Annotated in this window: 19 protein-coding genes and 1 pseudogene; 9 read left to right on the plus strand and 11 right to left on the minus strand. The window is 62.4% G+C overall.

Annotated features, from left to right (window positions below):
- Positions 1 to 28: 28 nt before the first annotated feature.
- Entirely contained in the window at positions 29 to 640 is a 612-nt protein-coding gene (locus RO009_19875; GenBank protein MDT3687294.1) for a glutathione S-transferase, read from the minus strand.
- A gap of 103 nt (positions 641 to 743) precedes the next feature.
- On the opposite strand from RO009_19875, the gene RO009_19880 reads away from it, so the two are divergent.
- The 3 genes and pseudogenes from RO009_19880 to RO009_19890 all read left to right on the plus strand — a co-directional run bounded on the left by RO009_19880 (position 744) and on the right by RO009_19890 (position 3,327).
- On the plus strand, positions 744 to 2,342 hold the full coding sequence (locus RO009_19880) for a HAMP domain-containing sensor histidine kinase (protein MDT3687295.1): 1,599 nt from the start codon (positions 744 to 746) through the stop codon (positions 2,340 to 2,342).
- A gap of 69 nt (positions 2,343 to 2,411) precedes the next feature.
- The gene (locus tag RO009_19885) at positions 2,412 to 2,615 is read left to right on the plus strand and encodes a DUF1289 domain-containing protein (GenBank protein MDT3687296.1); all 204 of its coding nucleotides are present in this window, start codon (positions 2,412 to 2,414) and stop codon (positions 2,613 to 2,615) included.
- A 334-nt stretch (positions 2,616 to 2,949) separates the two neighbouring features.
- Positions 2,950 to 3,327 (plus strand): annotated as a pseudogene (locus RO009_19890) (TIGR02281 family clan AA aspartic protease).
- A gap of 9 nt (positions 3,328 to 3,336) precedes the next feature.
- Here the strand turns inward: RO009_19890 and RO009_19895 are convergent.
- Both RO009_19895 and dusA read right to left on the minus strand, forming a co-directional pair.
- Complete coding sequence (locus RO009_19895; GenBank protein MDT3687297.1) at positions 3,337 to 4,167, minus strand: sulfite exporter TauE/SafE family protein; 831 nt, start codon at positions 4,165 to 4,167, stop codon at positions 3,337 to 3,339.
- A gap of 23 nt (positions 4,168 to 4,190) precedes the next feature.
- Entirely contained in the window at positions 4,191 to 5,174 is a 984-nt protein-coding gene (dusA, locus tag RO009_19900) for a tRNA dihydrouridine(20/20a) synthase DusA (protein ID MDT3687298.1), read from the minus strand.
- A 356-nt stretch (positions 5,175 to 5,530) separates the two neighbouring features.
- On the opposite strand from dusA, the gene RO009_19905 reads away from it, so the two are divergent.
- Positions 5,531 to 6,886 carry a ferric reductase-like transmembrane domain-containing protein gene (locus RO009_19905; protein MDT3687299.1) on the plus strand — a complete coding sequence of 452 codons (1,356 nt, stop codon included), beginning with the start codon at positions 5,531 to 5,533 and terminating at the stop codon, positions 6,884 to 6,886.
- Positions 6,887 to 6,936: 50 nt separating this feature from the next.
- On the opposite strand, the gene RO009_19910 is transcribed toward RO009_19905, so the two are convergent.
- From RO009_19910 to RO009_19935, 6 genes are all read right to left on the minus strand, one after another.
- Positions 6,937 to 7,665: an amino acid ABC transporter ATP-binding protein gene (locus RO009_19910; protein MDT3687300.1), complete on the minus strand. Its 729-nt coding sequence runs from the start codon at positions 7,663 to 7,665 to the stop codon at positions 6,937 to 6,939.
- Positions 7,666 to 7,674: 9 nt separating this feature from the next.
- Positions 7,675 to 8,367, minus strand: coding sequence for an ABC transporter permease subunit (locus RO009_19915; protein ID MDT3687301.1), 693 nt, complete (start codon positions 8,365 to 8,367; stop codon positions 7,675 to 7,677).
- Between the two features lie 7 nt (positions 8,368 to 8,374).
- Positions 8,375 to 9,106, minus strand: a complete 732-nt coding sequence (locus RO009_19920; protein MDT3687302.1) for an amino acid ABC transporter permease — start codon at positions 9,104 to 9,106, stop codon at positions 8,375 to 8,377.
- 61 nt (positions 9,107 to 9,167) lie between these two features.
- The gene (locus RO009_19925; GenBank protein ID MDT3687303.1) at positions 9,168 to 10,070 is read right to left on the minus strand and encodes an amino acid ABC transporter substrate-binding protein; all 903 of its coding nucleotides are present in this window, start codon (positions 10,068 to 10,070) and stop codon (positions 9,168 to 9,170) included.
- A gap of 185 nt (positions 10,071 to 10,255) precedes the next feature.
- Complete coding sequence (locus RO009_19930) at positions 10,256 to 11,809, minus strand: indolepyruvate oxidoreductase subunit beta family protein (protein MDT3687304.1); 1,554 nt, start codon at positions 11,807 to 11,809, stop codon at positions 10,256 to 10,258.
- 5 nt (positions 11,810 to 11,814) lie between these two features.
- Entirely contained in the window at positions 11,815 to 13,971 is a 2,157-nt protein-coding gene (locus RO009_19935) for an indolepyruvate ferredoxin oxidoreductase subunit alpha (protein ID MDT3687305.1), read from the minus strand.
- Between the two features lie 298 nt (positions 13,972 to 14,269).
- Here RO009_19935 and RO009_19940 point away from each other — a divergent pair, with 298 nt between their 5' ends.
- From RO009_19940 to RO009_19955, 4 genes are all read left to right on the plus strand, one after another.
- Positions 14,270 to 14,971, plus strand: coding sequence for an ImuA protein (locus tag RO009_19940; GenBank protein ID MDT3687306.1), 702 nt, complete (start codon positions 14,270 to 14,272; stop codon positions 14,969 to 14,971).
- Positions 14,889 to 16,451: a DNA polymerase Y family protein gene (locus RO009_19945; protein ID MDT3687307.1), complete on the plus strand. Its 1,563-nt coding sequence runs from the start codon at positions 14,889 to 14,891 to the stop codon at positions 16,449 to 16,451. Before RO009_19940 ends, RO009_19945 begins: the two co-directional genes overlap by 83 nt.
- A 9-nt stretch (positions 16,452 to 16,460) precedes the next feature.
- The gene (locus RO009_19950; GenBank protein MDT3687308.1) at positions 16,461 to 19,778 is read left to right on the plus strand and encodes an error-prone DNA polymerase; all 3,318 of its coding nucleotides are present in this window, start codon (positions 16,461 to 16,463) and stop codon (positions 19,776 to 19,778) included.
- A 147-nt stretch (positions 19,779 to 19,925) separates the two neighbouring features.
- Positions 19,926 to 21,326, plus strand: a complete 1,401-nt coding sequence (locus tag RO009_19955) for a cation diffusion facilitator family transporter (protein MDT3687309.1) — start codon at positions 19,926 to 19,928, stop codon at positions 21,324 to 21,326.
- Here RO009_19955 and RO009_19960 read toward each other — a convergent pair.
- Together RO009_19960 and RO009_19965 are read right to left on the minus strand one after the other, a co-directional pair.
- Positions 21,299 to 22,279 carry a zinc-dependent alcohol dehydrogenase family protein gene (locus tag RO009_19960; GenBank protein MDT3687310.1) on the minus strand — a complete coding sequence of 327 codons (981 nt, stop codon included), beginning with the start codon at positions 22,277 to 22,279 and terminating at the stop codon, positions 21,299 to 21,301. The genes RO009_19955 and RO009_19960 overlap by 28 nt on opposite strands.
- Positions 22,280 to 22,333: 54 nt before the next feature.
- Positions 22,334 to 22,606 (minus strand): hypothetical protein, encoded by a 273-nt coding sequence (locus RO009_19965; GenBank protein ID MDT3687311.1) that lies wholly within the window; start codon positions 22,604 to 22,606, stop codon positions 22,334 to 22,336.
- 143 nt (positions 22,607 to 22,749) lie between these two features.
- On the opposite strand from RO009_19965, the gene pepN reads away from it, so the two are divergent.
- Positions 22,750 to 25,395, plus strand: coding sequence for an aminopeptidase N (pepN, locus tag RO009_19970; GenBank protein ID MDT3687312.1), 2,646 nt, complete (start codon positions 22,750 to 22,752; stop codon positions 25,393 to 25,395).
- Positions 25,396 to 25,472 lie beyond the last annotated feature (77 nt).

Here is a 25,472-nt window from a genome sequence, read left to right on the forward strand (position 1 = left end):
GCTGCCTTCTGTCCTCGGAAGGCCGGCTTCAGGCCTTGGCGCTGGGACGAGCCGCCAGATCGCCATGCCAGCGGGCCACATGCGTCAATTCGGTGGGCAAAGTCAGCTTGGCCGGTTTGAAGAAATCCAGCGTCACCAGGCCCGTGATATCGGCGACCGAGAAATCGTCCCCGGCAATGTAGCGGCGGCCGGCCAGTTCCCGATCCAGCAGCGCCAGAAAATCCATCACCCGGGGCCTGTTCGCCTCGCCCCATTCAGCGACTTGCGGGACTTCGAATTCCTTCATGGCCGGGTGCAGATGACGGAAGACCGCCTGGACCGGAAGGTAGAGAGTGAGCTCCAGCCGCCGCTGCCACATCTCGATCAGGGCGGTGCTCTTGGCGTCCGTTCCGAAAAGCGGCGGCTGCGGATGCAGAACCTCGAAATATCGGCAAATCGCGATGGATTCGGTGAGGACGGTGCCGTCATCCAGGATCAGCACCGGCAGCCGCTGCAGCGGGTTGATGGCAGTGAAAGCCTCGCTCCGATGCGCCTTGGCGCCGATGTCCACGGGCTCGAGGGGCACCGAAATCCCCTTCTCGGCCAGAAATACCCGGACACGCCTCGGATTGGGCGCACGGCCCCCGTCATAAAGTTTCATGCCCTCTCCTTTGCGTTAACCGGCGGTTTTACCTTTTAGTTAAGGTTGCCCTTAAGGATTTTGGGACAGTTTAGCCTGACGTCCTGCGTAACCGCGTACCCCCATGACGAGTACCGCCACAGATCAGCGCCAGTTTTTGCTGTCGAAACGCCGGCGCGCCGCGGCACAACGCGTCCGGGATGCCCGCGACCGCCTGACCTCGACCACCGGTACGCGGCCGGTTTTCGACTACGAATTGCTGCGTCTTTTCGCACAAAACCGCCTCTCCGCGTCGCTCGTTGTCATCCTGCTGGTCGGCATGGTCGGCCTGCTGTCCAGCCTGTGGACCGGCGCCCTGATCGCCAGCATCTGGACCGCGAGCGTCCTGCTCATTCACCTCGTCATCATCGCACGATGCCGCAAATTCCTCGCGACGCCGCAATCCGAGGTCAACATCAAGAAGTCGCGGCTTGGCTTCATCACGCTCGACATGTTCTTCGGCTTGGCCTGGATGTTCAATCTCATCCAGCCGGTCGGCGTCAGCGAGAGCACCGGCACCTTCATGCTGTTCGTCATGCTGCTGGTGGTGGCGGTATCAAGCATGCTGGCGTGGAGCCTGCCGATTGCGGTCTTCGCATCGACCGTTCCGGTCACGGCCGCGGTCGCAATCAACTTCGCGACAAAGGGCGACCTCAACAATTACATTCTCGCCGTCATGGCGATCACGGCGGAGGGCTATTTCCTGCTGCTCGCCTACCGCCTGTATTCGTCCGCGCTGGCAACGCTGCAGGCGCGCGCGGAAAAGGATCTGCTGATCGGCGAACTGGAGCAGGCGAAGGCGATTTCCGACGAGGCGCGCAGCCGCGCCGAAGCCGCCAACATTTCCAAGTCGCGTTTCCTGGCGCAAATGAGTCACGAATTGCGCACGCCGCTGAACGCCATTCTCGGTTTTTCGGAAGTGATGAAGTCGGAGATTTTCGGCCCGCACTCGGTGCCGTCCTACAAGGAATATTCCAACGACATCCACACGTCCGGCCAGCATCTCTTGGGCCTGATCAATGAAATTCTCGATCTGTCGCGCATCGAGGCCGGCCGCTACGAGCTGAATGAAGAGGCCGTGCCGCTCGCGCTGGTGGTGGAGGATTGCCATCATCTGATGAAGTTGCGGGCCAAGAACCGCAACATCACCATCCACGAATTGTTCGAGCAGGATCTGCCGCGGGTCTGGGCGGATGAGCGTGCGATACGGCAGATCTGCCTTAACCTTCTCTCGAACGCGATCAAGTTCACGCCGCAGGGCGGCGAGATCTGGATCAAGGTCGGCTGGACCGCCTCCGGCGGTCAATATTTCAGCGTGAAGGATACCGGCCCCGGCATCCCGGAAGACGAAATTCCGGTCGTGCTGGCCTCGTTCGGCCAGGGCTCCAACGCTATCAAGTCGGCGGAGCAGGGCGCCGGCCTCGGTCTGCCGATCGCCAAGAGCCTGGTCGACCTGCACGGCGGCACCTTCACCCTCAAATCGAAACTGCGCGTCGGCACCGAAGTCATCATCGCCCTGCCCCCTGAACGCGTCATGTCGGCGCTGGCGCCGCTCGAGGAACCCGCGCCGACCCTGCAGCCGGAAAAGCAGACCGCGCCGGAACTGCCTGCGTCATCGCGCGACGAGCGTACCGACTATCGCAAAAAGACTTCCTCTCTGATTGCCGGCCTGCGCGGCAACTGATTGTCGGGCCTTTGCCTTTGTTGCCGGCGCCCTTATGTTGCGGATCGATCCTGTAGGCCGGCAAGGCGAATGTCCGACATTCTCACTCCCTGCAAGAAAATCTGCATCCTCGACCTGCCGTCGGGACTCTGCCGCGGCTGCGGCCGCAACGGCGCTGAGATCGCAGCCTGGACGAACATGAGCAATGGCGAACGCGCGCGGATCATGGCTCTCCTTCCGGACCGGCTTGCCGCCCTCGGCCTTGCGCCGGCGAGCCACCCCGATGGGCGGTGAGGTGCATCCCTTGCGTCATCGTCTTCTCTGGATTCTCCTGGCCGGGCTCGGGCTTTCGCTGACGATCCTGATCGTGCGCCACGAACAGGGAACCATTGGCTCTCTCACCTCCGACGATTTCGCGTCGCTCACAGTGAAGATCGCCTTCCTGGCCTTTCTCGGCGGGACCGTGCTGGTGTTGTTCCGGGAAAGTTTCTGGAAGGCGTTTCAGGCGATCATCTTCTGGGTCGTGGTCGCCTTGGTGCTGGCGCTCGGCTACGCGTACCGGTTCGAGTTGCGCACCGTCTATGACCGGGTCATGGCCGAAATGGTCCCCGGTTATGCCGCCACGCAAAGCCGCGTTGTCGAAATCGCGCGCGGGCGCGCCGGCGAGTTCAACATCATGACGCAAGTGAATGGCGGCCGCATTCCGATGGTGCTCGACACCGGCGCCACCGCGGTCGTGCTCACCCAGGACGCCGCAAAGGCGGCGGGGCTTCCGCTGGAAATTCTGAGCTATAATGTGACCGTCGACACCGCGAATGGACGCACGCAGGCGGCGTCGGTGACGCTCGACCGTCTCGCGGTCGGCGGCCTTGTTGAGCGCAATATCCCTGCCCTGATCGCGCGGCCGGGGCAATTGCGCACCAGCCTCCTTGGCATGAGCTTTCTCAACCGTCTGGAAAGCTGGGAAGTGCGCGGCGACAAGCTGATCATGCGCGGCTATCCGTGACCGGAACGGTCACAGCAGGCTGATGACGAAGCGCAGCCCGATTAGCAGCAGGAAGCATCCGAACGCAATTTCGAGTTTCCGCTTTGACATCGCATGCGCGATGCGCGCGCCGATCGGCGCGACCAGTGACGTCACCGGCGCCATCAGCGCAAAGCCGATCAGCGAGACATAGCCGATGGATAATGGCGGCATCAGCGCCTGATGCTGCAGGCCGGCGGCCATGAAGCTCAAGGCTCCGGTGAGCGAAATCAACACGCCGACACCCGCAGACAGTCCGATCGCGGTCAGAATCGGCTGGCCATAGAGCGTCAAAATGACGGTGGAAACGGCGCCGCCGCCGACGCCCATCAGCGCTGAATAGAGTCCAATGACGAGGCCATAGAGCGTCATCAGGACACGTCCCTTCGGCAACTCCTCGCCAAGTTTCCAGCCACCGGAACCGAACAGAAAGCGGATGGCGAGCAGAGTGGCGACCACGACGAAGGCTGCCTTGAAGACGGCCGGCGGCGCGACTGCCGCGATCAATCCGCCAATCACGACGCCGCCGATGATCGGCAACGCCCAGCGCCGCAGAATGCCGGCGGGCAGATTGCCGAGTCTGCGATGCGCGCGGAACGAGCGAATGGAGGTCGGGATGATGATGGCGAGCGAGGTGCCGACGCAAAGCTGCATGCGCACCTCTTCCGGCACATGCATCAGGCGAAAGACTTCGTAGAGGACCGGCACGATCACCGCGCCGCCGCCGACGCCGAAGAGTCCCGCGAGCAATCCGGTCGCGGCCCCGCCCGCGACGATCATGGCGGCGAACAAGGCAAATTCGCCGGCAGGAATTCCAAGCATCGCCGCAGCTCCGAATAACGGGATCAGGCTGCAGCGGTGTGCGTCAATTCCGCAGGCGTGTCCACAATCAGGTCCAGCGCCTCGCGCAGGACACCTATGCCCGCGCCGGGCTTCACTGCATGGACCGAGAGATGACGGCGGAAGGCGCGCGCACCCGGCACGGCGCGGAAGGCGCCGAGGATATGCCGGGTGATGGCATGCAGGCGTGCGCCCTGCGCCAGCTCGCGCTCGATATAAGGGAAGAAGGCTTCGATCGCCGCTTTCACCGACGGGAACGGTGCGGGCTCGCCGAACAGTTCCGGATCGACCGCAAGCAAACGCCACGGTTCCTGATAGGCGGCACGGCCCATCATCACGCCGTCGACATGGCGCAGATGCTCGCGCGCCTGGTTGAGATCGGCGATGCCGCCGTTGACGGCAATCGTCAGGTGCGGATGCGCGCGTTTGAGACGATAGACACGATCATAGTCGAGCGGCGGGACATCGCGGTTCTCGCGCGGCGAAAGTCCCTCAAGCCAGGCTTTGCGTGCGTGCACGATCAGCGCATCGACGCCGGCGGCCTTCACCTTCACCGTCAGCGTATCGAGCGACTGCTCGGGATCCTGATTGTCGATTCCGATGCGGCACTTCACCGTCACCGGAATCGAAACCGCCGCCTTCATCGCGGCGACACAATCGCCGACAAGCTCCGGCTCCGCCATCAGGCAGGCGCCGAAGCGGCCTTCCTGCACGCGGTCGGACGGACAACCCACATTGAGATTGATCTCGCGATAGCCGAAATCGGCGCCGATGCGCGCTGCTTGCGCGAGCTGCTTCGGATCGGAGCCGCCAAGCTGCAACGCCACCGGATGTTCTTCCGCATCGAAGCCGAGCAGCCGGTCGCGCGGGCCGAACAGGACTGCCCCGGTCGTCACCATCTCCGTATAGAGCAGAGCCCGGCGCGTCAGCAGGCGATGGAAGAACCGACAATGCTTATCGGTCCATTCCATCATCGGGGCGATGGACATTTTTCTATTAATATCAGTCACTTACAGAGCCATTCGCGCTTGAGCTTGATGAGCGGCATGTCACTCGCCGATTGGTATAAATACCGATCACCGTGAAGCAAGCGCCAGCGCGCCCAAGGCCGGCGGTTCCTCGTCCGGCATGTTGTGTTCAGTGCTACAATATTTTTAGCAGGCGCGCTGCGCAGGTGCCGAGAAATCCTCCATCGCCGCATCCCCGACGATCTCGCACCGGCGCTGTTTAGCAAACTCAACTCAACTGGCATGGCGCCGCTTCGGTGTCAGGCCCCTGCAGTGTCGCTGCTGACCCGGCACGAGATTCATAGCATTATTGAGCCGCAGCAGTCCGAGGCTTTTTCGTGAAACACATCAAGATTGCATTCTGGAGCGCGCTGGCTCTTCTTATCGCGCTCTGGCTTACGGCTGAGCCGCTCGCCCTCCGATCTTCAGGGTTCTTTGCGCTGCGCGGGTCGATGGTCCAGCTCAGCGGTATCCTGGCCATGACCTGCATGAGCCTTGCGATGGTCCTCGCGCTCCGGCCGCAGTGGCCGGAGCGGTGGCTTGGCGGGCTCGACAGGATGTACCGCCTGCACAAATGGTTGGGCATCGGCGGGCTCGTGCTTGCGATCGCGCATTGGCTCTGGTCGGAGGCGCCGAAATGGGCCGTGGGCTTCGGCTGGCTCGCTCGCCCCGAGCGGGGCGCGCGGCCGGCTGCCGCCGGCGCAATCGAGCAGGCTTTCCGATCATGGCGTGGCACCGCCGAGGGCGTCGGCGAATGGGCCTTCTACGCCGCAGTGCTGCTGATCGCCGCGGCGCTCATCCATCGCATTCCCTATCGCCTCTTCTACAAGACCCACCGACTACTCGCGGTCGTCTATCTGGTGCTGGTCTTCCACACTGTGGTGCTCATGAATTACCCCTACTGGGCTTCGCCGCTCGGCTTGGTCATGGTGGCCCTCCTCGCTTACGGAACATGGGCCGCGATCGTGGTGCTTGCGCGCCGTGTCGGGGCGGGCCGAAAGGTGGAAGGTTCAATCACGCGACTCCATTACTTTCCAAGCCTTCGCGTCATCGAAGGCGAGATCGACACCCCGCATGGCTGGCCCGGCCACAAGCCCGGACAATTCGCCTTCGTCAATTGGGACGAAGACGAGGGCGCGCACCCCTGCACGATCGCCTCAGCCTGGAAGCCTTCCGAGCATCGGCTGACCTTCATTACCAAGGAGCTTGGTGACTTTACGCGGCGCATGCCCACGACGCTGCGTGTCGGGCAACCGGTGAAGGTCGAGGGTCCTTATGGCTGCTTCACCTTCGACGACGACCGCCCTCGACAGATCTGGATCGGCGGCGGCATCGGCGTCACGCCCTTCATCGCACGCATGAAGCAACTTGCGATGGATAGAAAAGGCTATGTGGGCCGGCCGAATTTGCAGAGCATCGATCTGTTTCACACCACCGCCGACTGGAGCGAGGAGGCCATCGCCAAGCTCACGGCCGATGCGCAGGCTGCCGGCGTGCACCTGCACCTCCTCCACGATGCCCGCGACGGTCTGCTGACTGGCGAGCGAATTCGCACCGCCGTGCCGGACTGGCGGGAGGCCAGCGTCTGGTTCTGCGGTCCGGCCCGATTCGGCGCGGCGCTGCGGGCCGATCTCGCCTGTCACGGCCTGCCTGTGGACGAGCGCTTCCACCAGGAACTGTTCTCGATGCGGTGAATATGAATACCTGACGCCGCGCCGCACCGAATTTCAGCTCGGCTTTGTGTTCAGTGCTGCAATATCTTCGACAGGAACATCTGCGCGCGCTCGCTGCGCGGCTTGCCGAAGAAATCCTCCTTGGCCGCGTCCTCGACAATCTCGCCCTTGTCCATGAAGATGACCCGGTCGGCGACCTTGCGCGCGAAGCCCATTTCGTGCGTGACCACCATCATGGTCATGCCTTCGCGCGCCAGCCCGATCATCACATCGAGAACCTCTGTTACCATTTCGGGGTCGAGCGCCGACGTTGGCTCGTCGAACAGCATGACGATCGGGTCCATCGCCAGCGCGCGGGCAATGGCAACGCGCTGCTGCTGCCCACCCGACAGTTCGCCGGGATATTTTTTGGCATGCTCGATCAGGCCGACCCGCTCCAGCAGCTTGCGCCCCCTCGCCTCCGCATCGGCGCGCGAGCGGCCCAGCACCTTCTGCTGGGCGAGACACAGATTGTCGATCACGCGCAGGTGCGGAAAGAGTTCGAAATGCTGAAAGACCATGCCGACGCGCGCCCGCAATTTCGGCAGATCCGTTTTCGGATCTGACAGGCTGATACCGTCAAGCACGACATCGCCGGACTGAAACGGTTCGAGCCCGTTGACGCACTTGATGAGGGTCGATTTCCCGGAGCCGGACGGACCGCAGACGACGACGACCTCGCCTTTCGCCACGTGCGTCGAGCAGTTTTTAAGGACCTGCATTTGTCCGTAGTATTTGCTGATGGACTTGATCTCGATCATGGCAGGCCTTCACCGAATAACAGCGACACGCGTCTGCAGATGCTTGACGAAGCGGGACGCGGCATAGGACATCACGAAATAGACCAAGGCAACGAACAGATACATCTCCACAAGACGTCCATCGCGCTGGGCCACCTTCGAGGCGGCGCCGAGAAAGTCCGTGATGGAGAGCACATAGACGAGTGAGGTGTCCTGAAACAGAATGATCGTCTGCGTCAGCAGGACCGGCAGCATATTGCGGAAGGCTTGCGGCAAAACGATATTGCCCATCACCTGCCAATATGTGAGCCCCAGCGCATAGCCGGCCGCCACCTGGCCGCGCGAGATCGACTGGATGCCCGCGCGCATGATTTCCGAGAAATAAGCCGCTTCAAATAGCGTGAATGTCACCAATGCGGACATGAAGGCGCCGACAGAAATCGGCCGTGAGGCGCCTGTGATCCATTGTCCGACATACGGAATCAGAAAATAGAACCAGAAGATCACCAGCACGAGCGGCAGCGACCGCATGAGGTTGGTGTAGGTGGCCGCGATCTGCGGCAGGATCGGCAGGCCGGACAGCCGCATCATCGCGAGCAGCGTCCCGAAAATGACACCGCCCGCCGTCGCCATCGCGGTCAGCATCAGCGTGAAGCGCATGCCATCGAGGAAAAGATAGGGCAGCGACCGCCAGATCACATCGAGATCGATATTCGAAAACATACCGACCTCACTTGCCTGTGATGTAGCCGGGCACCGCGACGCGGCGCTCGATGAAATGCATCGCCACGACAACAACGGCATTCACAATCAGATACAGGATCGTCGCCGCGGTGAAGGCCTCGAAAACCTGAAAAGAGAATTCCTGCATCGACCGCGCACGCCCGGTCAGTTCCAGAAGTCCGATCGTCAATGCGACGGCCGTGTTCTTGATGGTGTTCAGGAATTCAGAGGTGAGTGGCGGCAAAATGATCCGATAGGCCATCGGGAGCAGCACATAAACATAGATTTGTGCCGTCGTCAGTCCGAGCGCCTTGCCGGCCATCGACTGCCCGCGCGGCAAGGCATTGATGCCGGCGCGCAATTGCTCGGCGACACGCGCTGACATGTAGAAGCCAATGCCGATGGCGGCCGTCCAGAACGCCGCGTTCGGAAGCTGCTTCAGCCAAAGGCCCGCCGCCTGCGGCAGCAATTCCGGCAACACGAAGAACCACAGAAACAACTGCACCAGGATCGGAATGTTTCTGAAGAATTCGACATAGGCCGATGCGAAATAGTTCGCCGACTTCGAGGGAAGCGTCCGCATGACGCCGATGATCGAACCGAGCAGCAACGCCAGCACCCAGGCGAGCAACGCGGTTGCGATCGTCCACCTGAGCCCCGAGAGCAGCATATCAAAATAGGTGCCGGTCCCCTCCGGCGAGGGCTCCCAGAAGATTCCCCAGTTCCAGTTATAGTTCATTGCCCCTCTCCCCATTGCACCTGCGGCGGCAAGAAGCCGCCGCAGGCCAGGCCGGCGGGGCCTAGTAAGCGGCCGGATCGGGCGAATCGATCGGCTTGTCGAAGATCTTCTTCATTTGCGCGCTCATCGGCACATTGAGATTGAGGTTGCGCGGCGGGATCGGCTTCGTGAACCACTTGTCGTAGATCGCCTTGCCTTCCGGACTCTTGTAGAGCGCCGACGTCGCACCATCGACAACCTTTTTGAAAGCGGCGTCATCCTTGCGCAGCATGATCCCGTAGGGCTCAGGCAGCGAGAAAGCGTCTTCCGAGATCACGTAAGCCTTGGGATCCTTGGAGGACGCGACGAGGCTGGCCAGCAGGATGTCGTCCATCACGAAAGCCACGGCACGGTCGGTCTCGACCATCAGAAACGCTTCCGCATGATCCTTGGCCGGAATGATGTTCATGCCGAGCTTGCGCGCAACATTGGCCTCGGTGGCCTGCTTGATATTTGTTGTACCGGCCGTGGAGACGATGGTCTTGCCCTTGAGATCGTCGATCTTGCCGATCTTGTTCGCGCGCTTGGTGACGTAGCGGCTCGCCGTCAGGAAATGCGTGTTTGTGTACCAGACCTGCTTCTGGCGCTCAGCATTATTCGTCGTCGAGCCGCATTCAAGATCGATGGTCCCGTTGGCCATCAGCGGAATGCGCGTTGCCGAGGTCACGGGATTGAGTTTGACCGCGAGCTTGTCGAGCTTCAGCTCCTTCTTCACCGCATCGACGATTTTGTAGCAGATGTCCATCGCATAGCCGACCGGCTGCTGCTTGTCGTCGAGATAGGAAAACGGCACCGAGGACTCACGATGGCCAAGCGTGATCTCGCCGGTCTCCTTGATCTTTTTCAGGGTGCCGCTCAGTTCCTGCGCCGTTGCCGGCTGCGCCAGCAATCCCAGGACGACCGCCACTGCTGAGACATATTTCATGCTTGTTTACCTCCACCGGAATGCTGGCTTCCCCCGCCAGAAAGGGTAAGATTTCTAATCCCTTGCAAAGGACGTTCCAGTCACAACCCTTAGGTTTGATGCAATTGTTGCATCATGCGCGGGACCGTTCCAGAGGCAGGATCACAGGTAGTGGATGGAAAAGGGCGGCGGCCTCGCCGCCGGCGTCAGACCTTGCTGACGGCCTCGGCCTGCTCTGACCGCAACGCGGCAATCGCCGCCGTCAATGTCAGGCCGGTCTCATCGGCATTGGCAGCCTGGCGCAGCCTCGCCAATTGCCGGGAGGCATCGGGGCGGCCAGTCAGTTCGGGCAGAACCCTCATCAATTCGTCGAACCGGGCGCCGCCGCGCTCATGCGTGTCGCCATAGCCCTTGACTAGGTTGCGGCAGGCGGCGACCTCGACCGCGAGATCGTAATTGGTGCCGGCGCAGCGCTCGACTGCCTCAAGCCAGGTCTGCAACGCGCGTTGCTCTGTCTCAAACCGCAGCGAGCGGGGACGCAGCGGCTTGAGCATGGTGACAATATAGAGAAGCAGGAAGCCGCGCAGCGATGTCGTCTTCACGGTCCGGCCTGATGAGGTAAACCGGTCGATAAGGCGTCGTACCCATCTGGTGCGCAGGATGAAGCGCCCGAGCGGCGCCGGCAGCGTGTCGGCGATTTCCTCGGTGCGCGGATGCATGAACTCGGCGATTTCGAGAATTTGCCCCTGTGCGAGCTTCACCTCCTCCCGCACCCGAGCAAAACGCGACGGCCTGATCTTCAGTTCGGCAACGCGGATCGTGTCCTCATAGGCCATGCCGAGCGCAAGCTGGCGGGCTGTCTCCTGCAACAGGCGATGCGTGCCGTCGCCGTGTTTTTGCTCGAGGGAGATGAAGGGCGCGAGCCGGTCGAGATAGAGCCGCGCATAGCTTGCGTTCTGATAATCCGCCGTGCGCAGAATGCCGGCGCGGACCACCGGCTGGACCGTCGGCGGTACGCTGCGTTCGGCCTCGGCGCAAAGCGTCGCGATCGCGTCCGGCAGATGCGGCGTCTCGGCAGCCTGCGGCTCGCCTGCAGGCAAAGGCGAGGCCGCACCGCTTATCGCCGCCTCAAACCCGGCAGTGAAAGCGGCAAGGCTTGTCGCAACACCGACATTGCCGCGCCGGATCGCCGCCTCGAAAGCCGTGCGCTGGAACGGCAGCACATTGGCCCCCGCCAGGGCGCCGAACAGCACCGCGCTGATGACGCTGCCGGTCGCCTCCGCCAGCGCCGCCATGTCGAACGCATAAAGCTGTCGCGCCGCCGTCCGGCAGGCCTCGAGCAATTTGGCGTCGTCGACGCGTCCGTCGGCCAAAGCCAGCTTCTCGGTCATGGAGAAGGTGCGATTGATCGACGCGATCAGCGTCGTACGGTCTGGCGTCACCAGTCCGCGCTGGATGGCGCGTCCGGCTTCCATCAATTCGGAAGCGACGACGATGTCGACATCGCCCGGCGTCGGCATCAGCGCAAGGACCGGCTCGCGTCCCGCCCCGTTGATCGCCGCACGCGGAAACATCTCCAGATAATAGATGGTCGCGCCGGTCCGCTGGGCGACACCCGGCACCGAGGTGGTCTGCGCGAGATAGCCGCTGTGCTCAGCCAGATCGACAAGCCATTCTGCGAGCACCCCGCCACCCTCACCCCCCATCGCAAGGATGGCAAGCGTGATCGGCCTCGCTTTCTGCGAAATCGGCGCGTTCATGACAATCAGGCCGCCGCGAGCTGGCGCTTCTCAAGCCGCCGCTGCAGGAAACCGATGACGGCACCGCGGAGCCTTTCCTTGAGGCGGTCCCACCGGTTTGGATTGTTGATGATCGAGGCGCGGTAGAAGGACGGACACAGCACGGCGGCATGCGCCACCTCGCCGCACAAGCCGCAGCCGACGCAGGAATTGATCACCTTGGTGACAGGCTCGGTGCGCAGAGGATCGGGATTGGGTGCCACCGTCAGCGACGGGCAGCCCGACAGCCGGATGCAGGAATGATCGCCGGTGCAGGTGTCGGGATCGACGCCGAAACGCTCGCGCACCACGCGTTGCCCGCCCTTGATCGCCTTGCTCATCAGCGGCTTCACCCGGCGCTGCTTGTTCAGCATGCATTCCGACTGCGCGATGATGACCTTGGGGCCCTGCTCCGGCGTGGTCAGCGCCTCGCGCAAGGTGTCGCGCATCTTGGCGACATCGTAAGTGCGCGTGATCGTCTTCACCCAGTCGACGCCGACGCCGCGCACCGCCTTCTCGATCGGGTTCTTGGTCGTCCGGATCGCATTGTCGGCAGCCGAGGACAGCACATCCTGCCCGCCGGTCGCGGCGGTGTAGCCATTGTCGATGATGATGTGGACGTTGTTCGACTTGTTGAAGACGGCGTTGCCGATCGAGGAGGTCAGGCCGTTATGCCAGAAGCCGCCGTCGCCCAGGATGGCGATCGCGCGCTTGCCGTCGTCGGTGTTGAACGCCGACGCGCCGGCGCCGCCAAGGCCATAGCCCATGGTGGTGGCGCCGATATTGAAGGGCGGCAGGATCGAGAACAGATGGCAGCCGATGTCGCAACTGACATGATGCGGCCCAAGCTCGCGCTCGACCAGTTTCATGGCGGTGAAGATCGGCCGTTCCGGACAGCCGGTGCAGAAGGACGGCGGCCGCGGATGCACCTGACCTTCGCTCGCCTTCGCAGCGGCCGCGAGCCGCACCGTCGCCTCGTTTGACGGCGCCGTGTGCGGCAATTCGCCGAGCAGGTCGGGACGATAGGCGCGCACGAACTTGCCAAGCCCCTCGCGCATGATGCCGCCGGTATATTCTCCGACCATCGGCAACATGCCCTTGCCTTCGACCCGGGTCTGGATATCGGCGCGGCGCAGGATGGTATTGACCGCCTGCTCGATATATTCGGGCGCTCCCTCCTCCACGATCAGGATCGCGCGCTTGCCGGTGGCAAAACGGATCAGTTCGTCATCGATCAGCGGATAAGTGACGTTCATCACATAAAGCGGCACGCGCGAGCTGCCGAGCGCATCGGCGAGCCCCATCAACTCCAGCGCGCGCAAGGCGGTATTATACATGCCGCCCTGCATGACGATGCCGATATCAGAAATCTCGGCGTCGAAGAACTCATTGAGTGCATTGTCCTTGATGAATTTCACCGCCGCCGGCCAACGCTGTTCGATCTTTTCTTTCTCCTGCAGATAGGTCGCCGGTGGCAGCGGAATCCGATTGACGTCGCGCTGCGGTTTCTCCAGCGCGTCCTTCAGCGTGAAGTCAGGACGCACATTCTCCTGCACGGTGAAGCGGCCATAGACATGGCAGGCGCGGATGCGCACTTCCAGCATCACCGGCGTGTTGGAGGCTTCCGACAGTTCGAAGCCTTTCTTCACCGCATTCACGATCGACGGCAGATTCGGGCGCGGATCAAGGAGCCAGACCTGTGACTTCATCGCGAAGGCGTGGCTGCGCTCCTGCATGATCGAGGAGCCCTCGCCGTAATCCTCGCCGACGATGATCAGCGCGCCGCCCTTGACACCGCTGGAGGCAAGATTGGCGAGCGCGTCGGAAGCGACATTGGTGCCGACCGTGGATTTGAAAGTGACGGCGCCGCGCAAGGGATAGTTCACGGATGCCGCAAGCGTTGCCGCGGCGGTCGCTTCGCTGGCGCTCGATTCGAAATGAACGCCGAGTTCTTTCAGGATGTCATTCGCGTCGCTGAGCACATCCATCAGGTGCGAGATCGGCGCTCCCTGATAGCCGGCAACATAAGAGACACCGGATTCGAGCAGCGCCTTGGTGATGGCGAGGATGCCCTCGCCGCGGAACTCTTCTCCGGCGCCGAGGCGAAGTTTTCCCACTTCTTCCTTGAACGAGCGTTCCGCCATGAACTCTCCGTTGTCCGCCGCTCCGAAGGGCTGCTCCTGGGGCAAGCGTATAGGATGATTTTTGTTCGCATGGGCAATTATATTCAAACGAATATAATTTGCCACAGCTTGGCTCGACGCGGTGCAGCAAGCCGACGCTGGGGGTCGGCCGGGATGCCCGACCCAATCAAGATCGTCAGGGGCCGGCTTGTTCGTCTCTTGAAATGTTCTCTATTTGTTCTATGATTGCATCATGCGATCAGCTTCTACTCCGAACGGCCGAAAACGGGCTGAAATCGTGCATGAATTACGCCGGCTAATGCCTCGGCAGGAGGGGATTTCCGCCTCCGGCCGGGTTCTCCCCCTCGGCCCCCCGGAGCTGGATGTCTTTCTTCCGCAGGGCGGTCTGTCTCTCGCCGCCGTGCATGAAATCCTGCCCCGGGCCGCAACCGATGCGCCTGCCGCCTGTGGGTTCATCATCGCCCTGCTCGGGCGACTTGTTCGTGCCGGGTCGACCTTCTTCGTCGCCTCGCGCGGAGAGATCTTCTCCACGTTGCATGGGCATGGCCTGAACGGCCTTGGTCTCGATCCCGCTCGCGTCATCCTTGTGGAAACGGACGGCGGCAAGCAGGCGCTCTGGGCGATTGAAGAAACCTTGCGATCGGGCGTGCCAGGCGCGGTGGCCGGCCTGGTGGACAGCAATCTCGATCTTCTCGCCGGCCAACGTCTACACCTGGCCGCCGCCGATTCCGGCATCCCGCTTTTCCTGCTGAGACCACCGGATCAGCCGGGGACGAATGTCGCGGCGACGCGCTGGCGCGTCGCGACGGCGCCGGGCACGCGCGACCGCTTCGGCCTCGCGACTCACTGGCGATGGCATCTCCGGCTCGAACGCTGCCGCAACGGGCGCACGGGAGAATGGTTGGTGGAGTTCGATCATGCCGCGTATCGTTTCAGTCTTCCTGCCGCGATGGCCCATCCAGCGTTTTCTTGCCGCGCAGGTGCGCAATCCGTCGCATAAGCCGGCTGATCCCCAGCGACCCTTCGTCCTGTCGTCGGAAGACTCCGGCACGCCGCGCATCCTCGCCCTGAATGAAGCGGCGGAACAGGCCGGGCTGATGCGTCACGACATCCTCGCGGATGCGCGGGCAAAGATCGGATTCCTGCAGGTGCATCCCGCGGATCCCGTGGCTGACGACGCCGCCTTGAAACGGCTCGCGCTCTGGGCCACACGCTACACGCCTGCGGTGTCCTGCTGGGGCGAAGAGAATGGCGCGGACGGTTTCTTTCTCGATGTGACGGGCGCCGCGCATCTGTTCGGCGGCGAAGAAAGCCTGCTGCAAGATATCGGTGAACGGCTCGCCCATTTCGGTTTGCCCGCAAGGCTTGCGATCGCCGACACACCGGGCGCCGCCTGGGCCCTGTCGCGTTGCGGCGCAAAGCCCATTGTCATCGTCTCTTCCGGGACAGAAGCCGAGGCGCTTGCGCCTCTGCCGGTCGAGGCTCTGCGCCTGTCGCACGACACTTGCGTCACCTTGCGGCGGCTCGGCTTCAAGCGCATCGGTTCGCTGATCGGCACGGCGCGCGCTCCTTTTGCCGCGCGTTTCGAAAAGGAGTTGCTGCTGCGGCTGGATCAGGCGCTGGGATATGCATCGGAGCCGCTCGATTTCATCGTGCCGCCGCCGGTCTATCACAGCGCCCGCTATCTGATGGAGCCGATCTTCACCACCGATGCAGTGATCAGAATGGCAACGCGTCTGATGCAGGATATCGGTCATGCGCTGGCGCGCGACGGCGTCGGCGCGCGCGATCTGCGCCTGTCACTCTATCGCGTTGATGGCGAGGCCACATTGATCGATCTCGGCCTCACGCGTCCGACGCGCGATGCGTCCCATGTCGCGCGGCTGCTCGACCTGAAGCTTGAACGCATCACCAGCGAAGTCGAGGCTGGTTTTGGCTTCGAGACGCTGGATCTCGCCGTCACCAAGGCCGAGCCGATGCAGAACTGGCAGGCTGAGCTGATTGCCGATGCCGAAACCATGGCTGGCTCGGAACAATGTGCTGCATTGATCGACCGCCTGCGGCAGCGGCTTGGCCCGCGCAGCGTGCGGCGGCTGGAACCCGCCGAGAGCCATCTGCCGGAGCGTGCGGAGCAATCCGCCAGTGTGATCGGCGACGCGCCGACCTGGCCCGCGCCGGATGCGGCACGTCCGCGCCCGCTGATCCTGCTGTCAAAGGCCGAGCGCATTGAGGATGTCCTGGCGACGGTGCCGGAAAGCCCGCCCAAACGCTTTCGCTGGCGCGGCGTGCTGCACAAGGTCGCGCAGGCGCAGGGTCCGGAACGCATCGCCGGCGAGTGGTGGCGCGACGGCCAGCAGCCGACGCGCGACTATTATCTTGTCGAAGACGAGGACGGCCACAGATTCTGGCTCTATCGCGCGGGGCTTTACGGGCGCGAGACCCGTGAAGCGCAATGGTTTCTGCACGGCCTGTTCGCCTGAGGATCGGCCATGACCGCCTACGCCGAACTTGCCGTCATCACCAATTTCTCTTTCCTGCGCGGCGCCGCGCATCCGCGGGAAATGGTCGAGACGGCTGACGCCCTGGGCCTGAAAGCCGTCGGCATCGCTGATCGCAATTCCTTCGCCGGGGTGGTACGCGCTTATGAAAAATGGAAAAAGATCCGAGATCAAAAAAGCGCGGAAGCCGGAAAATCAAAGGAAGAGATAGCCAAAAAACATCTGGTCAAGCTCCTGGTCGGCACCCGCCTTGTCACCACCGACGGCTTCGAGGCGATCACCTATCCGACCGACCGCAAGGCCTATGGCCGCCTGTGCCGGCTGATCACGCAGGGCAACAAGCTGCTCGACGGAAAAAAGGGCGAATGTCTTCTGAGTTTCGAAGACATTCTGACGGCCAGCGAAGGACAGATCTTCGTTGCGATCCCGCCGGATGGAATGTCAGCAACGTTCGAGGCGCGGCTGGCAACGCTCGCACATACAGCGTCAGGACGCTGCTTCCTTGCGGGTTGCTATCGCTATCATGGCGATGAGAGCCGGCGACTCGGATTGCTGAACGAGCTTGGTGCGCACCTCGGTGCGCCGATGGTCGCCGTCAACGATGTGCATTATCACGTTCCGAAGCGCCGCGCGCTGGCCGACGTACTCACCTGCATCCGCGAGAAATGCACTGTTCAGGAAGCCGGATTCCGGCTGGCGCGCAACGCCGAGCGTCATCTCAAGACAGCGGAAGAAATGGCGCGATTGTTCGCGGATTATCCTGAGGCCATCGCGCGCACGATCGAGATCGTAAATGCTTGTCATTTCGATCTTGGCAAGCTCCAAAACGAATATCCCGACGAGCCGGTGCCACCGGGCAAAACGCCGCAACAGCATCTGGAAGATATGACTTGGGCCGGCGCTAAGCGGCGCTACCCCGACGGCATTCCGAAGAAAGTCGTCACGCGTGTCAAAGAGGAATTTGCGATCATCGCGAAGCTCGATTTCGCGCGCTATTTTCTAACGGTGCAAGATGTTGTCGCACATGCGCGCAGCATCAGCATTCTGTGCCAGGGTCGCGGCTCTGCCGCCAACAGCGCCGTCTGCTATTGTCTTGGAATCACGGAAATCAACCCTGAAACCAGCCAGTCGCTGTTTGCCCGCTTTGTCTCCGAGAACCGCGGCGAGCCGCCCGACATCGATGTCGATTTCGAGCACGAGCGGCGTGAAGAAGTCATTCAGTATGTGTACAGCCGCTATGGCCGCGAGCGCGCCGCGATCTGCGCCACTGTCGTCCATTACCGCTCCCGCCGCGCCATTCGCGAGGTTGGGAAGGCCTTAGGACTGACGCCCGACATTACAGCCGCCATTGCCAAGACGGTTTGGGGCAGCCATGACGACGGATTGCCAGACCAGCACATCCGCCAAGCCGGCCTCGACGCTGGAAACCCGGCTATCCGCCAGACTATCCTTTTGGCGCGTCAACTGCTCGGCTTTCCGCGCCATCTGTCACAGCATGTCGGCGGCTTCGTGCTGACGCGCGAACGGCTGGACGAAACCGTGCCGATCGGCAACGGCGCGATGAAGGATCGCACCTTCATCGAATGGGACAAGGACGATATCGATACGCTCGGCCTGATGAAGGTCGATGTGCTGGCGCTCGGCATGCTGAGCTGTCTGCGGCGCAGCCTCGATTTGCTCAAATTGCATTACAGCAAGGAATACACGCTCGACACGCTGCCCAAGGAAGACCGAAAAACCTACGACATGCTCTCGCGCGCGGATTCGGTCGGCGTGTTCCAGGTGGAAAGCCGCGCACAGATGTCGATGCTGCCGCGCCTGAAGCCGGCAACATTCTACGATCTCGTCATCGAAGTGGCGATCGTGCGCCCCGGCCCGATCCAGGGCAACATGGTGCATCCCTATTTAAGACAACGAGAAAGGGATCCTGAAACCATTGAATATCCGCATCCTTCGCCCGAACACGGCGACAAGGACGAACTGAAAAATGTTCTGAAGCGCACGCTCGGCGTCCCCCTGTTCCAGGAACAGGCCATGCAGATCGCCATCACCGCCGCAAAATTCACGCCCGACGAGGCGGACGGATTGCGTCGCGCCATGGCCACCTTCCGTCACACCGGCAACGTGCCTTTGTTCCGCGAGAAATTCGTCAACCGCATGGTGGCCCGCGGCTACGATCCCAAATTCGTTGAAAATTGCTTCGGCCAAATTGAAGGCTTTGGCGAATACGGTTTTCCCGAGAGCCACGCGGCAAGTTTCGCTTTGCTTGTCTATGCGTCCGCCTGGATCAAGTGCCATTACCCGGACGTGTTCTGCGCCGCGATCCTGAACAGCCAGCCGATGGGATTTTATCAGCCGGCCCAGCTTGTGCGCGATGCGCGCGAGCATGACGTCGAGGTGCGGGAGGCCGATGTGAATTGCAGTGAGTGGGATTGTACGCTGGAGCCCGCCCAAGAAGGCAGCAGACATTGCTATGCCGTGCGTCTCGGCTTCCGACAAATTCAGGGACTGCAAAAGGAAGAGCTGGACAGACTCATCAACGCGCGCGGCAACGGCTATGCCAGTATCGAGCGGCTCGCCGCCGTGGCCGGCATCTCGCGCTTCACCATCGAGCGGCTTGCGGCGGCCGATGCGTTCAGGTCACTGGATCTCGATCGCCGCAAGGCGCTCTGGGTGGCGCGGCGGCTTGACGCCATCGGGCTTCGCACCGGCAAAATGCCGAAACCATCTTCAACAAAACCGGACAGCCGGCTCCCCCTGCTTGCCCCGCATATGAGCGACGATCTCTTCCCCGAGCCAAAGGTCGCTCTGACAGCCATGCCGCTTTCCGAGCATGTGGCGGAGGATTATGTCGCAACCGGCCTGTCGCTGAAGGAACACCCGATCCGCTTTTTTCGCGACGAGCTCGCGCGGCTCGGCGCCATCCGCAATGTCGATCACCGCAAGGATGACCTGCCGCAGAACAGCCTCGTGACCATCGCCGGCCTTGTCCTGATGCGGCAGATGCCCGGCACCGCCAAGGGTGTCGTCTTTGCGACGCTGGAGGACGAGACCGGCATCGCCAATATCGTGATCTGGCCGCAGGTATTCGCGCGCAACCGCCGCGTCGTCATGACCTCGCGCTTTCTCGCCGTGCGCGGGCGGCTGCAGCGTGCGGGACTCGTGGTGCATGTGGTGGCGGAAGAATTTGTCGACCTGACATCGCAATTGTGCAGGCTGCGTGACGGCGGCATCGCCCTGCCGGACGCTCGCATGCTTTCCTCCAAACAAGGCGAACTGCCCCTTATTAAAAGTCGGGATTTCCATTGAGGTCTGGCGGTCAGGATATCTGAACCACGCAATTCATTTGCAAACGACTCGCATCTGCAGCGATTTTGGTTGCGGTTTTCCGCGCAAGAAGCCAGATGCAGGCGCAGCTTCCAACGGCACAGGCCTCCAAACGGCTGCTTTTTTCCCATGTCCAGCGAGAAAGAACGCGTCGCCATCGTCTCGGTCTTTGCCAGCGGCAGCCTGGCGGCGGCGAAATTCATTATCGGGGTGATGATCGGCAGCCTGGCGCTGATTTCCGACGCCCTGCACAGCCTGATCGATCTCGGGGCGACATTGGTGACATGGTACGCGGTCCGGGTCGGCGACAAACCGCCGGATGCCGAGCACCATTACGGCCACGGCAAGATAGAGAATGTTGCCGCTTTCGCCGAAACTGCCTTGCTTCTGCTGCTCGCCGGCGGCGTCACCGTCGAGGCGGTCAAACGCCTGATCGAGGGTGGCAGCCCGGTCACCTTTTCCATCATCCCGTTCATCGTTCTCGGCATCGAAATGGCAGTCAATGCCTGGCGCGCTCAGGTGCTTTGGACCGCGGCCAAGAAACACGGCAGCCAGGCTCTCGCTGCCGATGCGCTGCATTTTGCATCCGACTTCTTCGGATCGATCCCGGTCATCATCGGGCTGATCCTCGCCGCCTATGGTTACCAATGGGGAGACTCGGCCGCGGCGCTTGTGGTCGCCGCCATGATTACCATCCTGGCCATCCGCATGGGCCGCCAAACCGTTGACGCGCTGGTCGACACCGCCCCGGAGGGCGATACCGAACGGGTCGAAGCCGCATTGCAGACCGTTCCCGGCATTGTCGGCATTGAGCGCGTGCGCATGCGCAAGGTCGGTCCGCGCTATTTCATCGATGCCGCCGTTCGTATTCCGCGCACCTATCCGCTCGACCGCGTTGCAACCGTCAAGACCGGTGTCGAGAAAAAGCTGGACTCGCTCCTGGGCGATGCCGACGTGACTGTCACGGCAACGCCCGTCGCTCTCAGCGACGAGACGGTGCTGCAACGGGTCAATGTGATCGCGCGCAACCGCGCGCTCGCGGTGCACCACGTCACCGTGCAAAATCTGCAAGACAAACTCGCGGTTTCCCTCGATCTGGAAGTGGACGGACATCTGTCGCTCGGCGCGGCGCATGACATTGCCGACGGCCTCGAACGCGCGATTGAAGAGGAACTCGGCAACGGCGTGGAAGTGGAAACCCATATCGAGCCGCTGCAAGTCACGGACCTGTCCGGACGCGACGCATCGCTAGCGCGCGTGCGCGAGATCGAGGCGGCGCTGGTCGAGATTGCGGGTGAGATCGGCACGATCCGCCAGGTGCACGACGTGCGCGTGCGCGAGACGGACGACGGGGAGATGGTGAATTTCCATTGCCGCGTCGATCCGGCGCAAACCGTCCATACTATCCACGAAAAGGTCGACGATCTGGAACGCGGGCTACGCGATCGCTGGCCGTCGATCCGGCGTGTGATCGGTCACGCCGAGCCTTTGACGTCTTCCACTCAGGGTATCAGCACGGCGGCGCCCTGAAGACGCCCCTCGCGCAGGACGGCGAGCGCCTCATTGGCCTGCTCAAGCGGATAGCGCACGATTTCGGTCTTGATCCCGGCCTGCGGCGCAATGGCGAAAAATTCGCGCGCGTCTTCGCGCGTGAGATTGGCAACCGACAGGATCTGCCGTTCTTCCCACAGCAGACGATAGGGAAAGCTCGGAATATCCGACATGTGAATGCCGCCGCAGACGACGCGCCCGCCTTTCCTCACCGCGCGTAGTGCCGCGGGCACCAATGCGCCGACCGGTGCGAAGATGATCGCGGCATCGAGCGGCTCCGGCGGCGCTTCATCGGAGGCACCTGCCCAGACAGCGCCAAGCGACTGCGCAAAATTTTGCGCAGCCACATCGCCTGGCCGCGTGAAGGCGTAAACCTCGCGTCCATGCCAGATCGCCATCTGCGTCAGGATATGTGCGGCGGCGCCGAAGCCGTAGATGCCGAGCGAGTGCCCGTCTCCGGCCAGGCGATAGCTGCGCCAGCCGATCAGCCCCGCGCAAAGAAGCGGCGCGGCATGCGCATCATCCATCTTGTCCGGAAGCGGAAAGCAATAGCGCGCATCGGCAATGGTGTGGGTGGCGAAGCCGCCGTCCCGGGTGTAGCCGGTGAAGAGCGGTGCATCGCAGAGATTTTCCTGCTCGCGCTGACAGTAGGAGCACACACCGCAGGTGTGACCGAGCCAGGGAACGCCGACACGGTCGCCGAGCGCAAAACGCGTAGTTGAACCTACCTTTTCGACCGTACCGACGATTTCGTGTCCCGGCACGATCGGCATTTTCGCATGCGGGAGTTCGCCGTCGACCACGTGCAGGTCGGTGCGGCACACGCCGCAGGCACTGATCCTGATCAGAATTTCGCCGGGTCCGGGCTCGGGCAATGGCCGCTCCCGCATGACGAGCGGCGTACCGGTCTTTTCCAAAAGCATGACACGCATATCGGGTATTGTCGGCCCGGCATGCGTGTCTTTCAACTCAAATGCAGCAAGACGTCACTTTGCGGCGATGCCGGCGGCCACGAACAGCTTGCTGTGGCGGTCGGTATCGTTCTTGATGATGTCGAACCGTGTCTGCGTTGCGGCCACAACAGCAATGATGGCGCCGTGCTTGGCCAGACCCTCCTGCAGGGTCCTGCAGCCGGCGACGGCGTCCCGGTTGACCTTGTGGATGATCGTCCTCGGTATGCCAGCCGGGACCATAAAGTCGAACCAGGATTGCTCCCGCCGCGCCTGTCCGTTTTGCTTGGGATCGACAGGCGGCAGCAAAGCAAATACCCCGTTTCAGGCATTGGCAAACGTTTGTTGTATCCTCACATGCTGCTGCCGCATCTTACTCTTGCCCTTGTGTTGCGGCCCATTGTGCTAAGACGCCTGCTGAATCCATCCCGCTTTTCATTAGCTGAAAGAACATGCGCACCGAGCAAGCCCGTCCCATCCGCCTGCAGGATTATCGCCCGCCAGACTGGCTCGTGGATAAAGTCGATCTCGATGTTGCGCTGCATCCCGGTGCCTCGCGCGTGCGCAGCGTCCTGACACTGCGCCCCAATCCGGCGGCCCGTCATCCGGCGCCGCTTGTTCTGGATGGCGACGGTCTGACGCTCAAAAGCCTGTCGATCGACGGACGTCCCCTTGAAGCCGACGCCTTCGCCGCGACACCTGACAAGCTGACGATTGCGCAGCCGCCGCAAAGCGCCTTCCGCCTCGAGATCGAGACGCTCGTCGATCCGTCCGCCAACACGCAATTGATGGGGCTGTACCGCTCGAACGGCGTCTATTGCACGCAATGCGAGGCCGAGGGCTTTCGCCGCATCTCGTATTTTCCCGATCGCCCGGATGTGATGGCGGTCTACACCACGCGCATCGAAGCCGACAAAGGCGAAGCGCCGATCCTGCTGTCGAACGGCAACCTGGTGGAGTCGGGCGATCTTCCCGGCGGCCGTCATTTCGCGGTCTGGCACGACCCCTTCCCGAAGCCGTCCTATCTGTTCGCGCTGGTCGGCGGATCACTGGCCTGCGTGGAAGACAGCTTCACCACCATGTCCGGCCGCAAGGTGGCGCTGAAAATCTATGTCGAGCCGGGCAAGGAAGACCGCTGCGCCTATGCGATGGATTCGCTCAAGCGGTCCATGCGCTGGGACGAAGAGGCCTTCGGCCGCGAATACGATCTCGACATCTTCATGATCGTCGCGGTGTCGGATTTCAACATGGGCGCGATGGAGAACAAGGGGCTGAACGTCTTCAACGACAAATACGTCCTCGCCTCGCCCGAGACCGCGACCGATACCGACTTCGCCTCGATTGAAGGCATCATCGCCCACGAATATTTCCACAACTGGACCGGCAACCGCATCACTTGCCGCGACTGGTTTCAGCTCTGCCTTAAGGAAGGCCTCACCGTCTATCGCGATCAGGAATTCACCGCCGACCAGCGCTCGCGGCCGGTGAAGCGCATCGGCGACGTGCGCGGCTTGCGCGGACATCAATTCATCGAGGATTCCGGCCCCCTCGCCCATCCGGTGCGGCCGGAACTCTATCACGAGATCAACAACTTCTATACGAGCACGGTCTACGAAAAGGGCGCCGAGGTCGTGCGCATGATCCGCACCCTGCTCGGCCCTGATCTGTTCCGCCAAGGCATGGATCTCTATTTCGCGCGCCATGATGGCGAAGCGGCGACCATCGAGCAATTCGTGCAATGTTTCGCCGACGCGTCGAAGCGCGACTTTTCCCAGTTCATGCGCTGGTATTCACAAGCCGGCACGCCGGAGGTGATCGCGAGCGGACACTACGATGCGAAGGCGAAAACCTACACGCTTGATCTTCAACAGACCCTGCAGCCAACGCCGGGCCAGCCAAGCAAGGAACCCATGGTCCTTCCGCTCTCGCTTGGCCTCATCGGCAGCGGCGGGCAGGACCTGCCGCTGCAGATCGGCGGCCGCACGGTGGAGCGCGGTGTCATCGTGCTCGACAAGCCCTCGCAATCCTTCGTGTTCGAGAATGTCGGCGAGACGCCGGTGCTGTCGCTCAACCGCGGTTTCTCCGCGCCCATCAAGCTGACGGCCAACCTGTCCGCGGCCGATCTGCAGCTCATGGCGGCGCGCGACAGCGACCCCTTCAACCGCTGGCAGGCGTTGCAGACGCTGGCGACGCGGGGCCTGATCCAGAATGTCGCGGCCTTGCGAGCGGGCAATGCCGCGCAGTCCGACGACGGGCTGGTCGCGGCGCTGGCCGCGATCCTCACCGACACCTCGCTGCAGCCGGCCTTTGTCGCGCTGGCGCTCGCGGTGCCGAGTGAAGCCGATATCGCGCGCGAGATCGGCAAGGATGTCGATCCCGACGCGATATTTCGCGCGCGATCCTTCCTGCGGGCCGCGATCGGGCGACGCCTGGCGAAGCCACTGGCCGAAACCTATGCCGCGATGACCAATAGCGGTCCCTTCAGCCCCGACGCGGCCAGCGCCGGACGCCGTTCACTCAAGAATATTGCACTCGATCTCCTGGCCGCAGACGCCAATGCGCAAGGCATCGCCCGCGCCTACGCGCAATTTCAGGCGGCCGACAACATGACCGACCGCATGGCCGCGCTCGCGACGTTGTCACTGCACGACGTGCCGCAGCGGCAGGCGGCTCTCGAGGATTTCTACAATCGTTACTCAGCCGACCCGCTGATCATCGACAAATGGCTGGCGCTGCAGGCCGCCATCCCGGAAGCCGGAACGCTCGACCGCGTGAAATCGCTGACCGGGCATCCCGCCTTCTCGATGAGCAATCCCAACCGCGTGCGCTCGCTGATCGGCGCCTTCGCGCAGGGCAACGCCACGCAGTTCAACCGCGCCGACGGCGCCGGCTATGATTTCGTGGCAGAGAAAATTCTTGAGCTCGACCCGAAGAACCCGCAAGTGGCCGCGCGGCTGATGACCGCTTTTCGCTCCTGGCGCGCGCTGGAAAGCGGCCGTCGCGCCAACGCGAAAGCCGCGTTGCAGCGCGTGGACGCGACCGCCTCCCTCTCCGCCGATGTCAAGGACATCGTCAGCCGCGCGCTGGCGGACAGCTGACTCACCCCGTCACCCCACCGCGAAAGTCAAAAGCAATACGACCGCCATGCACGCACCAATTCCCAAACGATATTTCG

Source organism: Pseudorhodoplanes sp. (genome assembly GCA_032027085.1).
Taxonomy (GTDB): Bacteria; Pseudomonadota; Alphaproteobacteria; order Rhizobiales; family Xanthobacteraceae; genus Pseudorhodoplanes.

Bases quoted from the DNA above. Each gene is read 5' to 3' on its own strand.
- RO009_19875 (MDT3687294.1), bottom strand. From the start codon at position 640: ATGAAACTTTATGACGGGGGCCGTGCGCCCAATCCGAGGCGTGTCCGG.
- RO009_19880 (MDT3687295.1), top strand. From the start codon at position 744: ATGACGAGTACCGCCACAGATCAGCGCCAGTTTTTGCTGTCGAAACGC.
- RO009_19885 (MDT3687296.1), top strand. From the start codon at position 2,412: ATGTCCGACATTCTCACTCCCTGCAAGAAAATCTGCATCCTCGACCTG.
- RO009_19895 (MDT3687297.1), bottom strand. From the start codon at position 4,167: ATGCTTGGAATTCCTGCCGGCGAATTTGCCTTGTTCGCCGCCATGATC.
- dusA (MDT3687298.1), bottom strand. From the start codon at position 5,174: ATGTCCATCGCCCCGATGATGGAATGGACCGATAAGCATTGTCGGTTC.
- RO009_19910 (MDT3687300.1), bottom strand. From the start codon at position 7,665: ATGATCGAGATCAAGTCCATCAGCAAATACTACGGACAAATGCAGGTC.
- RO009_19915 (MDT3687301.1), bottom strand. From the start codon at position 8,367: ATGTTTTCGAATATCGATCTCGATGTGATCTGGCGGTCGCTGCCCTAT.
- RO009_19920 (MDT3687302.1), bottom strand. From the start codon at position 9,106: ATGAACTATAACTGGAACTGGGGAATCTTCTGGGAGCCCTCGCCGGAG.
- RO009_19925 (MDT3687303.1), bottom strand. From the start codon at position 10,070: ATGAAATATGTCTCAGCAGTGGCGGTCGTCCTGGGATTGCTGGCGCAG.
- RO009_19930 (MDT3687304.1), bottom strand. From the start codon at position 11,809: ATGAACGCGCCGATTTCGCAGAAAGCGAGGCCGATCACGCTTGCCATC.
- RO009_19935 (MDT3687305.1), bottom strand. From the start codon at position 13,971: ATGGCGGAACGCTCGTTCAAGGAAGAAGTGGGAAAACTTCGCCTCGGC.
- RO009_19940 (MDT3687306.1), top strand. From the start codon at position 14,270: ATGCCTCGGCAGGAGGGGATTTCCGCCTCCGGCCGGGTTCTCCCCCTC.
- RO009_19945 (MDT3687307.1), top strand. From the start codon at position 14,889: ATGCCGCGTATCGTTTCAGTCTTCCTGCCGCGATGGCCCATCCAGCGT.
- RO009_19950 (MDT3687308.1), top strand. From the start codon at position 16,461: ATGACCGCCTACGCCGAACTTGCCGTCATCACCAATTTCTCTTTCCTG.
- RO009_19955 (MDT3687309.1), top strand. From the start codon at position 19,926: ATGTCCAGCGAGAAAGAACGCGTCGCCATCGTCTCGGTCTTTGCCAGC.
- RO009_19960 (MDT3687310.1), bottom strand. From the start codon at position 22,279: ATGCGTGTCATGCTTTTGGAAAAGACCGGTACGCCGCTCGTCATGCGG.
- pepN (MDT3687312.1), top strand. From the start codon at position 22,750: ATGCGCACCGAGCAAGCCCGTCCCATCCGCCTGCAGGATTATCGCCCG.